General features: G+C 71.6%; 11 protein-coding genes and 1 pseudogene. All 12 read left to right on the plus strand.

Annotation, left to right across the window (positions count from 1 at the left end; all coding sequences use genetic code 11):
• Window positions 1-223: 223 nt before the first annotated feature.
• Window positions 224-721, plus strand: coding sequence for a pyridoxamine 5'-phosphate oxidase family protein (locus ACFYVL_RS31500; protein WP_389250895.1), 498 nt, complete (start codon window positions 224-226; stop codon window positions 719-721).
• A 752-nt stretch (window positions 722-1,473) separates the two neighbouring features.
• Window positions 1,474-3,201 (plus strand): Mu transposase C-terminal domain-containing protein, encoded by a 1,728-nt coding sequence (locus ACFYVL_RS31505; RefSeq protein WP_389250897.1) that lies wholly within the window; start codon window positions 1,474-1,476, stop codon window positions 3,199-3,201.
• A 53-nt stretch (window positions 3,202-3,254) separates the two neighbouring features.
• Window positions 3,255-4,097, plus strand: a complete 843-nt coding sequence (locus ACFYVL_RS31510; protein ID WP_389250898.1) for an ATP-binding protein — start codon at window positions 3,255-3,257, stop codon at window positions 4,095-4,097.
• Window positions 4,098-4,353: 256 nt separating this feature from the next.
• A pseudogene (locus ACFYVL_RS31515) lies at window positions 4,354-6,369 on the plus strand (CRISPR-associated endonuclease Cas3''); the annotation flags it as partial.
• A gap of 430 nt (window positions 6,370-6,799) precedes the next feature.
• The gene (locus ACFYVL_RS31520; RefSeq protein ID WP_389251036.1) at window positions 6,800-7,207 is read left to right on the plus strand and encodes a hypothetical protein; all 408 of its coding nucleotides are present in this window, start codon (window positions 6,800-6,802) and stop codon (window positions 7,205-7,207) included.
• A gap of 988 nt (window positions 7,208-8,195) precedes the next feature.
• Complete coding sequence (gene casA / locus ACFYVL_RS31525) at window positions 8,196-9,791, plus strand: type I-E CRISPR-associated protein Cse1/CasA (RefSeq protein ID WP_389250900.1); 1,596 nt, start codon at window positions 8,196-8,198, stop codon at window positions 9,789-9,791.
• Between the two features lie 90 nt (window positions 9,792-9,881).
• Window positions 9,882-10,418 (plus strand): type I-E CRISPR-associated protein Cse2/CasB, encoded by a 537-nt coding sequence (locus ACFYVL_RS31530; RefSeq protein WP_389250902.1) that lies wholly within the window; start codon window positions 9,882-9,884, stop codon window positions 10,416-10,418.
• 1 nt (window position 10,419) lies between these two features.
• The gene (gene cas7e, locus ACFYVL_RS31535; RefSeq protein ID WP_389250904.1) at window positions 10,420-11,640 is read left to right on the plus strand and encodes a type I-E CRISPR-associated protein Cas7/Cse4/CasC; all 1,221 of its coding nucleotides are present in this window, start codon (window positions 10,420-10,422) and stop codon (window positions 11,638-11,640) included.
• Complete coding sequence (cas5e, locus tag ACFYVL_RS31540) at window positions 11,637-12,470, plus strand: type I-E CRISPR-associated protein Cas5/CasD (RefSeq protein ID WP_389250905.1); 834 nt, start codon at window positions 11,637-11,639, stop codon at window positions 12,468-12,470. The genes cas7e and cas5e overlap by 4 nt, the downstream gene beginning before the upstream one ends.
• Window positions 12,452-13,102 carry a type I-E CRISPR-associated protein Cas6/Cse3/CasE gene (locus ACFYVL_RS31545; protein WP_389250907.1) on the plus strand — a complete coding sequence of 217 codons (651 nt, stop codon included), beginning with the start codon at window positions 12,452-12,454 and terminating at the stop codon, window positions 13,100-13,102. Before cas5e ends, ACFYVL_RS31545 begins: the two co-directional genes overlap by 19 nt.
• 467 nt (window positions 13,103-13,569) lie before the next feature.
• On the plus strand, window positions 13,570-14,115 hold the full coding sequence (locus tag ACFYVL_RS31550) for a hypothetical protein (protein WP_389250909.1): 546 nt from the start codon (window positions 13,570-13,572) through the stop codon (window positions 14,113-14,115).
• 62 nt (window positions 14,116-14,177) lie between these two features.
• On the plus strand, window positions 14,178-16,568 hold the full coding sequence (locus ACFYVL_RS31555; protein WP_389250911.1) for a hypothetical protein: 2,391 nt from the start codon (window positions 14,178-14,180) through the stop codon (window positions 16,566-16,568).
• Window positions 16,569-16,636 lie beyond the last annotated feature (68 nt).

Consider the following 16,636-nt stretch of genomic DNA (forward strand, 5'->3'; position numbering starts at 1 on the left):
AAAACTGGCAAGCAATTGCAAGTATGAGACGAAATAGAATTCAATTGCCCCATTTTCACAGAATAGGTTGCATTGCCCCCTGCACTGACTCGATCACAGCCACCCCTCTGCCACTCCGCCCACCCCGATCACTCCAACCACTCCAACCGCTCAGGGCGCGGAACTCCGACCACGGACCACGGCTCCGCACCGAAGTGACCGGCGGCAATGGAGGATTGGCGCCATGGAATCTTCTCGTTTCGATGTGGACGCCTTTCTGCGGCAACCGCTCACCGCACGCATCGCGACCGGCGGGCCGACGGTGCGCCCCGTCTGGTACCTCTGGGAAGAGGGAGCCTTCTGGATCCTGACAGGCCGGTGGGCCCGGCTGTGCGACCGCGTGAAGGACGACCCGAACGTCGCGCTGGTGGTGGACGAGTGCGATCTCGCGACGGGGCTGGTCCGGCAGGTGGTCGCTCGCGGCCGGGCCGAACTGGTGCCCTTCGACGTGCCCCGGGGGCGGCGCAAGCTCGCCCGCTACCTGGGACCGGATGCCAACTTGCAACAGGATGTCCGAGCCCGTGCAGCGAGATGTCACGAAGGCTTGCAAGGTTGTGGCCTGCGAGAAGGTCTGCATTCAAGTGCGCTCGGGCGTGGTGTGGCGTTGTCACCTCGCTGCAAATCCGCAGGACGTCTCGCTGCAACCCTCAGTCAGATTGACATGTACGCATCACTAGAGTGAATTCCTACCCTTGCCCTTGAGGAACGAATCATGACGGGAGAATGCCGATTAATCAGCGCTCCTGAGTGCGCGGGTTGCCGGCGTCCCTTTGTGTGTGTGGTGAGGATCATGAGCTGCGCGGTGGCCGGAAAGTCGCGCGTACGGCCGACCCCTACTCGCGTGGGGAATTCGCCTGCTATTCGGCGTACACCGGCATCAAGACCGCAAAACCCCTGCTCGCGCGGGGAGTGAGCCAGCCGTGTCGGGCGATTTTCGCGAAGGCCACCACAAGATCCCTACATGCGCTGGGAGCCCGAGGAGGCCGGCCGCAAGGTGGATGTGGCCGCCGCAAGGCCCCTGCTTGCGCTGGGAGCCCGGCACCGTCGACAGAACCCGCAGGGCCCGGGCCGCAAGACCCCTGCTTGCGCTGGGAGCCCGTGGGTCGCGCATAGTCCTGCGGAGTTTCCCGCGCAAGACCCCTGCTTGCGCTGGGAGCCCTCTTTTTGACCTGCGCTCTTGTGATGGTTTTGCCGGTTCTTGACTGGGTTTGATGGCATGGTCAATGTGAAGGGTTTTTTGATCTTTTCTTGTAACTCAAGGCGAATTTTAGCAGTCCGGTTCGGACTGCAGGGGAGAATTATCGGGATTCTTACCCGTGGGGGTGGTTGTGGACCCCGTGGTGCCGGGACTGAGGTCCAATTGCGGGAGGATGCGGGCCGGGCGCAGCGAGGTTCCGGGGCTTTTGTACCCTTCCGTCCCGTGGGGAGGTTCCCATGAGTGTGGCGATCAGGAGTGCCGTCGTTGCTGACGAGGCTGCCCCCGATATCGATGTCAAGGACACTCGGCTGCGTGCTGCCGCGGTAGCCCATCTGCTGGCGTTGGAGCGGGCCGGTATGTCCGGCGGCGGCCAGGTGGCGATCTCAGCGGATTCGTTCCGGTGCACGAAGAGGACGGTCTACCGGTGGATGGCGAGGGCCCGTGCTGCGGGCGGCCAGTATGTCCCGGCAGAACGGAAGCGGCACCATCTGACGCAGGAAATGCACGATGCGTATGCGCTGTTCTGCGGCCGCGCCAAGGAGGCCTACGACGACCTCAAGAAGCGTGGCCGACTGGGGCCGAAGCCCTTCAGCTACGACACGTTCTGCCGCATGATCCGCCGTGAGTTGACACCCGCGTACCGGGCGGGTCTGCGGGGCGGCGAGGTGGCACGGCGCGCCTACGACCTGCGCTGTGAACGGCCGCGCGGGCACCGCAATGAGGCCTGGGAGGCGGACCACAAGGAAGCAGACGTGTGGGTGGATGTGGAAGGCACGCCCCGCAAGCCGTGGATCACCCTGTTCGTCGGCTGCTCCCACGACGGCATCATGGGCTGGGCCGTCACCCCGCACGAGGCAAGCAGCGATGCGGTCCTGCTGGCCTTTCGTGACGCGGTGCAGACCGGAGGAGACCACGGGCCCTTCGGCGGGCTTCCCGCACTGGTGCGCGTCGACGGGGGAAAGGACTTCCGGTGCGATGCGCTGAAGGAATCGTTCGGGAAGTTCGGCATCGCCCACGTGATCCTGCCGCGCGGGCACCCGGAGCTGAAAGGAACCGTCGAGGCCATCAACGGTGCCATGAAGGAGATGCTCTTCGTCGGTCTGCCCGGGTTCACCGAACGGCCGACGAACGGGGTGAGCCTGAAGAGGAAGCCAAAATCGGTCGAAGGGCTCCTAACCTTCGAGCGGTTCGTCCACGAACTGCGCACCTGGGTGCACCAGTGGAACTACGAGCACCGCATCCGCAACCTCGAGAACCGGACGCCCAAGGAAGTGTGGGACGCCGACCTTACCGTCCTCAGGGAGGTTGACCCCGCAGCCCTGCACGCCTACAGCCTCAAGGCCGCCCGCGGCGACCGCGTGATCGGCGGCAGCGGCATCGCCTGGAACAACGCCCACTACCTCACGCACGAGCCGTGGATGAGCCAGCACATCGGGGACAAGGTGACGGTCCGCTACCAGCCCCACCACACACAGCAGATCGAGGTGTACGACGCCCGCACCGGACGCTATCTCGGTTCGGCCACCCGGCAGGACGAGATCTCCGCACAGCAGCGCAAACTGCTCCGCGCGGCCAGCTCGCGCGAGGCACGGCGGCTGAAGCAAGCTCTGGATAGGACTGCGAAGCAACTCCGGGAGCGTTTCGCGGCGACCACCGAACCGGCGGCGCCCCAACGTCTCGACGCGCTCACCCGGCGTGAGGCGGACGCGCAACTGCGCACCCTGGGCGCGGCCCCCGACCTGTACCTGCAGCCACAGGACCTTGGCTGGCTCCCGGAGCCTTCCCCCGTCTGGCACCAGGACGGCCGCCCCGGCGGCCCCAACGCCACGGCCTGCGCGGCCACCGCCACCGACCGCGGTGGTCCGCTGCTCCCGCGGCGCAGCGTGTGGCGCGACGAGGACCTGCCGGAGCCCAACGCCGCCTGGCTTGCCGCCGTCCAACCGGACCCGAAGGAGGAACGGTGAGTATCTACGGCGCGGAACATGATCACTTCATACAAGTGCCGGGCATGCGGCACGTGGCCACCCGGGCTACCCGGCTCAACGAGAAGAACCTTCGACTTGCCATCGACACGGCGCGCATCATGTGCGTCGACGGAGGCGTCGGTCTCGGCAAGTCCGTGGCGGTGAGGAACAATCTGCGCTACCTCGCGCCCGACGACACCCTCTACTTCGACCTCCCGCGGCCCTTCCTCGCCCCGCGGGAGGCGGAGCGGCAGGTGGCCGAGGCGCTGGGGCTGCCCGAAGGCACTCCGAACACGGACGCCTACATCAGGGCAGCGCTGCAGGACCGGCAGCGTGTTCTGGTCTTCGACGAAGCGCAGAACCTTCATTCCCTGTTCCTCGAGTACCTCCGAAATCTCTGGGCCGACACCACCAACCGGACCACCATCGTCCTGGTCGGCACCGGCATCCGGCGGCGGCTCCACCGGCTGCACGCCTTCTTTTCCCGCGTCAACCCCTGGCAGCCGTTCAGCCCGCTGCTCCCCGACGAGATCCTCACCGTGATGCCCCACCTCCATGCGGTGTGGGCCCCGCTCAGCCACGAGGACCTCCTGTGGGTCAACGAGAGCGCCTGCCACGGCAACTTCCGAATGTGGGCTGCCAGCACCGACGTTCTCACCCGCGCCCTGGAGGAGGAGAAGCAGCGAGGCAACCCCGACCCGCAATTCACCCGTGAGCTCTTCACCCGGGCCGTGCAGGGACTCACCGCCCGCCCCCCGGAGGCGCTCCCCGTCTACCGGCTGCCGGAACCGCAAGCCGCAGGAGCTGGCCCCGAGCCTCTTTCCCCTCCAGCGGAGACCCGAGGGGACACCGCGCCGGGCGACGACACCCCTCCGCCGGCGTCGTCCGAGAACTAGGCCGGCGGGCGTCCCGGCGAGGGTGCTCCCGGCCGCCGTGCCCTGCCGCCGGGGTTGTTGCCGGGTCCGCCCACGCGAGGAGCCGACACCGGGGCCGGGAAAGGCACCGGCCCCAAACCCAACGAACGCTCAGCCCGCTGGCCCCCGGGGCCCTTCGGGCCCGGGGCGGGAGCACAGGAGGTGCGCTGTGGGAGTGGTCGAGGACGGTGCGGTCCGGGGCCTGGACCTGCGCCCGTGGGGGAAATGCATACCGGGAGTGGAACTGCTGGTATACGCGCTGCTGTTCCACCTGATCGATGTGGCCGCCCTGGTGGGGGAGCTGTGGGACCGGTTCCTCACTCCGTCCCAGCGCGCTGTCATCACCCAGGGGCTGGGGGTGCGGAGGAAGGAGGCCCGCGCCCTGGCGATGTTCTGGGGAGGCTGCCACGACCTGGGAAAACTGAGCCCGTTCCAGGCGTGCGAGCCCGCCGTCTGGGCGGGCATCGGCGAGGACCTGCGCGCTGACGCCTGCGGCTGGCGGCTGATGCGCCACGAACGTGCCTCCATGCACGCCATGGTGGGCATCCTCGCCCGCTTCGGCTACCCGCTGGACGGCAACGCGAGCCCCGCGGCGCGGGTGGCCCAGATCGTGGGCAGCCACCACGGACAGTGGCTGCAGCTCGACCTGCACGGGGCGGCCAGCCCCGCCCGGGTCCGCCAGGAACTGGGCGGGGCCCTGTGGCAGGGCCTGCGCTACCGGTACGCGGCGCAGATTCGCCACCTCACCGGCGCCCATGCGGTGCCGTCCCAGGTGTCGGTGCCCGCCGCGGTCCTGCTCTCCGGGTTGATCATGGTGGCCGACCGGCTGGCAAGCCAGCCTCACGTCTGGATTCCGCTGGCGCAGAATCCCAGCTTCGGGGCTGCCCAGCACTACGCCTTCGTCCGCGGCCCGGCCCTGAGCGGTCCTCACGAGCCGGAGGACACCTGGGCGGGGGAGATCGTCACTGCCTCCGGTCTGGACCGCGTGGCCCTCTCGGCGTCCCCCTTCCCCCAGGTGCACCGCGGCGTAGCCGCCCCCAACTTGATGCAGCGCTCCGTCATGCAGCAACTGCCTCCCGTGGTACGGGAGGTGGGGGCGGGCATCCTGGTGATCACGGACGGCACCGGCACCGGCAAGACCATCACCGCCCTGGAGGCTGCCCGGATCTTCAACACGCACTGCGGGAGCGCCGGGATCGCCATCCTGCAGCCCACCACGGCGATCGCTGACGCCATGCACGAGACACTCGTGGACTATGTGGCCGCGCACCACCCCGACCGGGCGCCGGTCACCCTGGTGCACAGCCACAGCTGGCTCTCCGCCGCCTTCCCCGACTCCCACCTGGCACCCGGCGGACAGATCACCCTCGACGACCTCGCCCCGGACACCGAGGAGAACGGCCGCCCACCGCGCCAGGTGACCGTGCCCGACGCGTTCCTCCGCGGCTGGGACCGGGCCCTCCTCGCCCCGTTCACCGTCGCCACCGTGGACCAGGACCTCATGGGCGTACTGCCGGTGCGGTACAGCGCCCTGCGCCTGCTGGGCCTGTCCGGGCACACCGTCGTCATCGACGAGGCCCACACCTACACCCCCTACACCCAACATCTCCTCGGGCGGCTGCTGCACTGGCTCGGTGCGATGAAAGCCCCGGTCGTCCTGCTGTCCGCCACCCTGCCTGCGGACACCGGCCAGCACCTGGTCCGCGCCTACCTGGCCGGAGCCGGCCACGACGCCCGCCAGCTCGCCCGCAGCGACTACGCCACCGCCTACCCCGGCTGGCTGTTCGCCGCCGCCCGCGACGGTACCCGCACCGTGATGCACCCCGCCCGACGTCGCGCCCACATCACGGAACACCGGCGCTCGGTGACCCTCCGGCGCCAGCCGGTCCACTACCGCGAACTCGAGGACGTCCAGCGGCACTTCGACCCCGCCGAGCGCCTGGCGTGCATCGCCGACACCCTGACCCCCCTGGCCCGCCACGGCGGCTGCGCCGTCGTGGCGAACGCCTCCGTGGCCGACGCGCAGGACACCAAGGTCTACCTTGAGCACCATCTCCCCTGGACACACGCCGAGGACGAACTCCTGCTGCTGCACGCCCGGACCCCTGCCCAGAAGCGCGAGATCCTCACCCGGCACGTCCGTACCGTGCTCGGCCCGCGCGGTCCGCGCCCGCACCGGCTGGTCGTCGTCACCACCAGCCTCCTCGACATGAGTCTCAACGTCGACGCCGACCTGATCATCAGCGACCTCGCCCCGTACGCCGACCTCATGCAACGCCTGGGCCGGCTCTGGCGCTTCGAACGCACCTGGCAGCTCCAGCGCCCCCGGGCGGTGGGGGAGCGGCCCGCCTGGGTCCGCGACCAGGGACCCCTACTGATCGTCCTCGACCCGCTCGGGCACAAGCCCCACACCCTCCCCGAAGCCTGGACGTCCATCCACTCCCCCTACCTCCTGCACGCCACCTCCCGCCTGCTCACCGCGCCTCCCACCCACACCCACCACCTCACTCTCCCCGACGACGTGGCCACCCTGGTGTCCGCCGTCCATGCCCCCACCCCCGCCCAGCAGGCCGCCCTGCCCGCCCCCCCTCACCGCGCTTTACCACGCCCACAGCGCCCACCAACAGGTCGAAGACCACCTCGGCCTCACCCGGGCGATCCCGCCCCCCAGCCGGGTCGCCTCCATGGCCGACCTGCACCGCCTGCCCACCACCGCCGCCAGGGCCCCCACCCGCACCGGCGCCCGCCCCCGCCGCCTGCTGGCCTGCTACCGCCAGCTCACCGGCCTCACCCTCGACCCCCACGGCCACCTGCCCCTGCCGGCCGGCCCCACGCTGCGCCCCGCCGAGATCCGCACCGTCCTGGACCGCACCCTGTCCGTGCCCGACGCGTGGACGAACGGACAGCCACCCCACCCGGAGATCCCCGAGGCGTGGCACGCACACCCGCTCCTGCACGATCTCGTCCTGCTCGTGCACGACCCGGCCGCCCCCGCAGCCGTGCCCTTCGGCCGGCACCTGCTGCGCCTGGACGACGCCCTCGGCCTGGTGCACAACCTTGCGGACCGGCTGCCCCGGGACCGTCGGCGCTGAGCTGCCGCACACAGCCCAAGGGACGAGGAAGCCGCGAACCTCGCAGACCGGACCGCGCAACCGCCCCCACCACCGGTGCGCGACCGGCTGCCAGGCGACATGCGCCTGCCCGGGCAGTTCCCGCCCTCGAGCGGCCGCTGGCCGCCGAGAGAGCCCGCCGCGCGGACCGAGCCCCACATGTTGCCGGAGGCCGTCCGAACCGTCGTCCACAGGCAAGCAGCAGGGCTCGCCCCGTGGACGAGCCCTGCCCGAGCCGCCCCGGCTCAGAGGCCGAAGCTGCTCTTGTCGTAACGAGACCTGCACCTTGTGCACGGCAGCTTGTCCGTGCTGGTCCGCTGCACCCGTGTGAGTACCGCACACCGGGCACTTGTGTCCCCTGGGCATGACGCCTTTCCCCATACGCCGTCGGGCACCCCATCGTCGCGCATTGGGCCGGAGAGCAGTCCGTGAGCTGCGGACACGGAGGGAGAACCGGCTAATGATCAATCAGCAGCCCGGGCACCGTGTGGTCCCGGGACGGCGGCGAGCCCCATGCTGGCCGGGGAGCGAAACGCCTGCAACCGCCCCTCGGCGGCCCTATGCGGACGCGCGGGGCGGACGGCGCCGAAAGCTCCCCGGGAGCACGCGCGGTCGGCAGAGCGCCGGATGGGGCGCGCAGTGCCTGACGGGCGCGAACGGCGGCCGCTGGGGCACCTCGCTCGGGCAACTCTTCCCCAAGGAGCGCCCCGGCAGGGCCCCTGGGGGGGGGCACACAGGAGCTACGGGCCGCGGACAGCAGCGGGAAAGTGTACTCCGCGATGCAGTCGCCCATGGGCGCATCCGCAATATCCGGTCCCCGCAGCGGGCACCTGCTTCGCTCGAAAGACAGCGCGGGAACGGCCCTGCCGTTCCCCCGCACCGCGCGCCACCCGACGGGCCCCGGCCCTGGCCGTCCCGGGCCTCGCCTCGCCGCCCGGCCCGAGGGAGTCGCGCAGGAAGGCCCCTGCGCATGCCCACCGCGACCTACCCCACCGACCTGAGCCCGTGGATACCGGTCCACGCCCAGGACGGCCCCGCCATGCTCGGCCTGCGTGCCCTGTTCTCCCGCGCGCACCGCATCACCCAGCTCACCCTGCCAATACCGCCCGCCGCCTCCGGGCTCTACCGCATCCTCACCGCCATCACGGCCCGGCTCACCCGCCTGGACGACCCGCAGACCCCACTGAGCGCCTGGACCAGGGAACGCAGCCGCCTGCTGACCGGGGACAGCGGATTTGACGAGGCCACCGTCCACGCCTATTTCGACAGCCACGCCTGGGACCTCTTCGACCCCTGCCGGCCCTTCCTGCAGGACCCCTCCCTCGCCACCCAGTGCACGGAGACCGCAGGGATCAACACGCTCGTCTACGGTCGCCCCGCTGGCAACAACCTCGCCTGGCACTCGCCCCACAACGACACCGCCCCCCAGCCCGTGTCCTGCGACGAAGCGCTGTGGCACCTGCTCATCCACCACTACTACGGACGCTCGGGAAACGTCACGCCCCGCACCGTCGGCCACGTCAAGAGCTGGAAAGGAACCGCCGGCCCGCTGCGCTCCACACTGTCCTTCCACCCCCTGGGCGCCACCCTGTACGAAACGCTCCTCCTGCACCTGACGCCCTACCAGGGAGACGGGGACCAGCCGCCCGACCAGTGCCCCTGGGAACGGGACGCACCCCCCGACCCGGTCGCCCCGCAGCCGCCGCTCACCTGGCCCGGTCGCCTGCTCACCGGACGCTCCCGGCACGCCGCCCTGCTGGTGCCCACCGAGGACGGCAGCGCCGTTGCCGACCTCTACCTGACCTGGGCCGCCCACCACCGTACCGCTCCCAAATTACCCGCCACCGACCCTTATCTGATCTACGATGAGGTCGCCGTCCGCCCGCAGCTGCCCGTCCAACAGCACCGCCACCCGCGCAAGGCCGACACCGCCCGCGCCCTGTGGCGCGACCTCGACGCCCTGCTCCTGGCCGGCGACGAAACCGCCACCACCCAACGGCCCACCGTCTTCGCCACGCTCAACGACCTGCCCGAGCGGATTGCCATGCGCCTGCGCGTGCAGGTCTGCGGCTTCGTCCAGGAAGGACAGGTTCGCGACACCGCCTGGTACACCGCCTTCACCCCGCCCCTGTGGACCTACGCGCAGGAACACGACCCCGCCGCCGCACGGCGCATCGCCGACGCCCGCACCGCCGCCGAAGCCCTGGCCGGCACCCTGTCCCAGGCCGCGACCCGGGCCTGGCAGGACGCCACCGCCCCGCGCGCCACCACCCGGCCCCGGACCCCCCGCACCCCCTCCCCATGGGCCCGGGACGCGCTGGAGCGGTACTGGCCCCAGGCCGAGACCGTGTTCTGGGACCTGGTCCGCCACCCCGACCCGCACGACACACAGATCCGCCCCGCCTTCGCCCGCGCCGCCCTCGCCGCCCTCCACGCGGCCACCGCCCCGGCCCTCGCCCAGTACCGCAGCGCCGGCCCGGCCCTCGCCCGCGCCACCGCCGCCGTGCGTGCCGCAGCAGCCCCGCACCGCCCCCGCCCGAAAGGCCGCCGCCGTGCCCAGCCCTGAACCGCCCCGCCCGCCGCAGACCACCCCCAGGCACACCCCGGAAGAACGCCGCCTGCACTGCGACCAGTTCGTTACCGAGGTCCGCGAGCTGTGCACCGTGCCCCAGATCCGCAACACCCTCGCCCGCGGCCTGGGCCGCCCGGTGACACACTGCCAGCCGCAGCAGAAGTACCTCACCCGCCTCGCCGACGGGTACGGCGCCCGCCGCGCCCACTTCACCCTCGCCTGCCTCATCGCCCAAGAACGCCCCAGCCACCAGGACTCCGCCCCGCCCCGCTTGGCGTCGACTGGCACCGGCGCCCCAACCTCGGAGCCTCCTTCGCCCGCGCCGCCGCCCACCACCCGCGCGACCGGGCCCACACGGAGGAGAGACTGCAGGTCCTCATCCGGCTCTCCGCCGACCTCCTGCACACCATGCTGCCCGGCACGGCCCGCTACCTCCTGGAGCGCGGTGCGGTCCCCGACTGGGCGGTCCTCCTCGCCGACCTGGCCCTGTGGGACTACGCCCGGGACACCATCGCCACCCGCTGGCTCGACGCCTACTACCTCGCCCCACCCGCCAGCACCCGGCCGGACCCCGGCCCGCCCCGCAGCACCCCCACCCCCCTACGCACCCGGGAGATCTGACATGCCCGCCCGCTACCTCGACCTGCACGTCCTGCAGGACATCCCGGTGTCCTGCCTGAACCGCGGCGACCACAATCTGCCCAAGACCATGACGATCGGCGGGACGCCGCGCAGCGTACTCAGCAGCCAGTGCCTCAAACGCGCCTGCCGCACCGCCCTGGAAGCCGACCTGGGCGAACCGGCCGCCCGCACCCGCCTGCTGCCCCTGCGCCTGGCCGAGGCCCTGCGCACCGCCGGCTGGCCCGCCGACCTGGCCGCCTTCGCCGGCGCACAGATTGCCCGCTGCGCCACCGCGCAGGGCCTGCCGACCGACCCGGAGCACGCCCTGCGCACCCGCACCACGCTCTACCTGCCCACCACCGATCTCCTGGACCGGCTCACCGCCCTGTGCACGGCACACCGTCCCGCCCTCGAGCGCGGCCTCGCCACCGCGCAACAGGAGGCCCCGGTGGGCACGGAGGCAGATAAGGGCAGCACCGCAGACCGCTGCCTGCCCACCGAGGCGATCGTCGACCTGGTCACCGCCCGCACCGCCACCATCAACCTCTTCGGACGCTTCCTGGCCGAGCTCCGCGCCGCCGACGTTCCCGGCGCCGTCCAGATGGCCTGGGCCTTCACCACCCACACCGCCGACCTGCAGCCAGACTTCTTCACGTCCGTCGAGGACTGGGCCCGTCCCGGCGAGCCCGGGGGCACCTACCTGAGCAGCACCTTCCTCACTGCCGGCGTCTTCTACCGCTACTCCAGCGTCAACCTCACCGAACTCACCCACACCCTGGGCGGCGACCGCGAGCAAGCCATCGAACTCGCCCTGCTGTACGTCGGCACGTTCCTCACCGCCCTGCCGAAGGCCAAGACCAACTCCACCGCCCCGCACACCCTGCCCGACCTCGCCCACTACGTCGTCCGCGACCGCCGCCCCGTCTCCTACGCCGCCGCCTTCCACCGGAGCGTCCGTGCCGACCCCCACGGCGGCGGCCATCTCAGCCCCTCCCGCCGGGCACTTGCCGAGCACGCCGCCGCCCTCGACCGGCTGCTGGGCACCCGCCACCGGATCGCCCACGGCTACTGCGCGGGCTCCACCGACACCCTCGATCCCCTCGGTACCCGCCACGACAGCTACGACGACCTGCTCGCCGCCCTCGCCCGTGCCGCCGCCGAACCCTCCGCACCCCTACCGCCCGCACGCCTCAACCCAAGCCCCGCCAAGGCCTCCCGATGAGCACCCCCGCCCCACCCCCGACGCCGCACCCCGGGCTCCTGCTGCGCCTGGCGGGGCCCCTGAGCGCCTACGGCACCCCCAGCACCGTCGTGCACCGCCCCACCGCCCCGCACCCCACCCGCGGCGCCCTCATAGGCCTGTTCGCCAGTGCCGCCGGCCGCGCCCAGGAACACGCTCTCGCCCCGCACACCGACCTGCCCGGCACCCCCGCCTACCACGACCTCACCTTCACCGTGCGCATCGACAACCCCGGCACCCCCTACACGGACTTCCACACCACGGGCGGCGGATACCCCCGCGACCAGCAGCTCCGCACCAGCAGCGGCGGCCGCCGGGCACCCGGCAAGTCCACCGCGACCAGCCGCCGCCAGTACCTCGCCGACGCCGCCTTCACCGTTGCCGTCCAAGGACCCGCCCCCCTCCTCGACCGCCTCGCCGCCACCCTCGAGCACCCCCACTGGGCCCCCTACCTCGGGCGCCGCCCCTGCATCCCCGACGAACCCCTCGTCCTCGGCCGCCCCCTCCGGGACCCGCTCACCCAACTCCTGCACCACGTACCGCTCACCCTGCCCACGCCCCCGCCGCACGACCAGCCCACCGTCCCCGTCGCCTTCTGCTGGGAATCCCCGCCCACCCACACCCCCGCAGACGCCCACTACTACCTCGCCAACGACCCCGTCGACCTCGTCCGCACCCGACGCCGCCACCGTCTCTATCCCGTGTGGCGCACCACCGAGCACCTGCCCGCCGCCCTGTACGCCGGGCCGCGTCCACTGCCCGCCCTGACCGCCTATCTCCAGCGGGAGACACCGTGCACACCGCCACGCTGACGCGCATCCACCTCAACCTCAACAACCGCACCGTCCGCCGGGACCTCGCCGACTACCCGACCCTCCACAGGACCGTCATGCTGCTCGCACCCGACGGGCTCGGACCTTGCCCCCGCCAGGAAGCCGGACTGCTCTTCCGCCTCGAACCCGAGAGCGACCCGCCCGTCCTCCTCATCCAGAGCACCCAGCCACCCGACCTCTCACGCCTCCCGCCCCTCTACGGCACCACCGCCATGCACAGCCTTGAGCACCTCTTCGCCGGCCTGCACCCGGGCCGCCGCGTTTGCTACCGCATCACCGCCAGCCCCCTCCGCTGGGCACACCACCCGCCCACCCAGGACCCCACCACCGCGCCTCCCCGCCGCAGCACGCCCGTGCTCCTGGCCGGCGACGACGCCCTCGCCTGGTGGCACCGCCGCGCCACCGCGGCCGGGCTCGCCCTGGAGAGCAGCTCCATGAGCCCGCGTCCCTTCCGCCGCGCCAGCGCCCGGCCCGGCCCCTGGTACCGGCTCACCCAGTTCGACGGCACCGCCCGCATCGCCGAGCCCGAGATCCTCGCCCAGGCCCTGTGCGCCGGCATCGGCAAGGCCAAGTCCTACGGGGCCGGCCTCCTCACCCTGGCTCCCGCCTGACCCGTCCGGGCCCCTCCGGCCGGGCACACCGTGCGCGGCACCGGTGGGCGCCTGGGCGCCCACCGGTGCCGCGGTGACGGCTCTGCCGCGGTGCGCCGGGCGGTGCACACCCGCCCGGCCCGCGGGCCCGCCCGCACGAGGGCGCCCGCCCCCGGCAGCGGGGCACGCTGTCAACGGCACCATTCCCGCCGCGGCCGCACGAGTGCGGGCCGCGCCGCGCGCTGCCGCAGTCCCGCAGGAGCGCACAGCCCCGCCCCCATGAGCAGGGCAGGTCGCAAAGGGTCTCTCGCCCAGCACACCCGCACCGGGCGGAAACCGGAAACCAGATGTCGATGTTGAGCGAGAGGCCTGTTTCAGGTCATCCCACCCCAAGCCGGTCCCTCGCAGCCTACGGTGTCGCATGCTGTAGGCACTTGCATCCGCACCGTGACACCTCCGGTGGGGACTCCACAGGGGGAGGAAACGCAATGAGCGATGCACTGGGATTTCCGGTACTGGCCGCATCGGCGCTGACGCAGGCCATCGGGTTTCTCTACCGCCGTGCCGAGGCGGTCCTCGACCGCCGGGCGGCGCGCAGGGGCGCTGGGGAACCGCACCCTCCGGAGGAGATCCCGGAGGTCGTGGCGGGAGAGCCGGGCGGCGAGCGCGACTTCGACCCGGGCAACGTGACGGACGACCGGGTCCACCAGCTTGAGACACTGCTGGAAGTACTTGCGCTGTACGAAGAGCAGGGACTGTCCCTCAACGGCCAGGACGAGCGGTTGCGGCGGACCCTGGGCCGGATCCGCGCTCTGCTGGAGGAGATCTACCAGCGGCGCATCACCTTCGTCGGCGAGGACCGTCCGGCGAGCGGCAGGCGGATCGTGGCCAGGGCCGGCGACGTGCACGGGGTCTCCCGGGCGCTGAAAGCCCGCCGTGCCGGCAGCGGCGCGACCTTCGACGTGGAGCACACGGCAGAGGTCATCCACCCCGGCGGCGAAATGACCAGCGTCGAGATCGACGACCTGAACTGAGCGCGCCGCCGCGGCCCACTGCCGCCGGGCCGACGGGATCACCATCAACGGGGGAGACCTCCATGGACCCAGCCCTGCCCCAGGAACCCATCGAGACCGCCGGAACCACCCGTCCGGCGGACACGGCCGACCTGCCCAGCACGGAGCGCGACGGTGACTGGCCACCCCGGCAGGACCCGCCCAAGCCGCACAGCACGAACGGGCCGGCGCCCGCCCCCGCCCCCCTCGGTCGACTCCCCGGCCAGCCGGCAGAGCCGGGCGCGGCAGGCGGAGCACAGACCATCACCCGGGCACTCGCACCAGAGGACCCCGCCGTGCGGGAGGCGCGCCGCGCGCTGCAAGGAGCAGTGGCCGATCTGCGCCAGCAGGCGCTGTTCAACTTCGGTGAGATGAACGCGGTCAAACTCACCGCAGTGCTCGGGCAACTGCTCGAACACTCGGAACTGCCGCGCCCCTACCTGGAGACGGTCCGCGCTGTCTTCGCCGAACCCGAAGGCTACCGAACCGCCTACGCACGGCTCCGGCAGCCGGGTGCCGTCCTTGTGCTGCTCCGTGAGCCCGGGGCCGGGCGCACCTTCGCAGCCCACGCCCTGCTGGCGGACCTGCACGTGAACACCGGTGCCAGAGTGGGGCCGCTGAGCTTCGGCGGCTCCGCCCGCTTCCCCTTGGGCCGCCTGCCCACGGAGCAGAACGCCGGATACCTGCTGGAACTGCCCACCGACGAAGACGACACGCTGGCAGTCGCTGACGACTTTGGGGCACTGCTCCCCAACATCCAGCAGGCCCTTGCCCGGTACTCCTCCCGGCTGATCGTGCTGACCACCCCCGAGCAGTGGCAGCGCATCCGGGGCGGTGCGCCCCACGACGCCGTTCCCCACCTGGGCCGCCCCGACCCGGTGGCGATGGCCCGTGCCTGGCTGAACGCCGAAGCCCCGGACCTGGACACCGGCAGCTGGCTGGCCGACGCGCGCATCCAGGAGCTCCTGTACGGGCAGGCCCCCTCGGACGTGCTGTCCGTCGTTGCACTGATCCTGAAGGCCGACCGCTCCCGAACGCACAGCAGGGTGCAGTCGGCGACGGACGAGCAAGGCACCCGCACCACCGAAGCGGACGCCTTCAACGCCAGCGTGCAGAGCGTGGTCCACGCCCGCACCGCCTGGCGCCGGGAGCTCCTCGCCTGGCACAGCACACCCGGGCGTACGCACTTCGAGCGGAACTTCCTGCTGGTCGCGGCGCTGCTGCGCAATGCGTCCGCCGCGCACATCTACGTCAAGACGGCGGAACTGTGCCGCGAATTCGCCACCCAGGTCTCGCTCCACGGGCAGGAGGCGCCCGGCGTCCTCGAACTGGTCGACAAGATCGAAGCCGATCTCGACCCCACCGATGACACCCTCAGCTTCAGCCGACCAGGCTGGGACGACGCGATCCTGAGCTACTTCTGGGTCGACCGCCCCGCCGCCCGAAAGACCTTCCTGAGCTGGATGGCCGAGGCCCCCACCGCCGCCAAGCCGAACGATTTCCTGGAGTCCTTCTCCCCAGAGGAACGACTGCTGTTGGCCAACCGCGTGGGTGCCTTCGCCGTCCGCTGGGCCGCCCGGCACCGCAAGCCGGATCCCCTGGAACGGATCATCTGCGCCTGGCAGCGGGACGAGGACCTGTGGAAGGCGGCGATCGAACTGGTCTCCGCAGCCACCTTCCATCCGAGGTTCGGGCGGTTCGTCCACGAACTGCTCCTGCGCTGGTCCAAGAACAAGGAGGAAGCGGCCCTTCCCCGGCTCACCGTCGACGTGTGCGCAGGAGAATTCGGCCGCCGCCACACCGCCAAGGCCATGGTGCGCCTGCAGCACGCCGCAGCCTCGGACGATCCGGCCGTACAGAAATCCCTGCACGCCGCGGTCCGCACCATCTGGGCCGACAGCACCGCCCGCGAGGGCCTGTTCAAGGCCGTCTCCGCCTGGTGCGCCCCCAGCTCCCCGCGGCGCGTCTCGGGCCGCCGCTCCTTCGCAGCCCTGGCCACTTTGACCGCCGCCCGCGGGCAGAGCGAGCCCGCCGTGCCGGTCCTGCTGCAGAGGAGCGACGAGGACGACTACCTGCCCCCGCCCCAGGACCTGGCCACCGGCTGGAGCGCCCTCCTGTCAGCCGCCGAGGACGACCCCGAGCCCCTGGCCGCCCTCGCGCTGTGGATGGACACCGCCCACCAGCGTCAGGAACTGCGGCCACTCGTGTTCGGTGCGCTGCGCGGCGCCCTCACCGCGGCCGACTCCGACCTCGCCCGCGCACTGCGCAACCGGCTCACCGACCTGCTCTACGCCTGGCAGCCGTTCCCCGCCACGGAAGCGGACCCGCAACGCGTCCGGCTGCGCCACGAACTCACCGACCTCCTGTTCCACGACCGGCGCCAGGCCGTCGCCCCCTACCACCCACGTGCCGCACGCACCGCGGAGACGAGGTGAGGCGGCGCACGCTCCGCACGCCCTCCCGGCAGGAGGCGGAACACGGCGGCAGCTGGGTACGGGAGTTC

This window comes from Streptomyces sp. NPDC004111 (assembly GCF_042874215.1).
Lineage (GTDB): Bacteria > Actinomycetota > Actinomycetes > Streptomycetales > Streptomycetaceae > Streptomyces.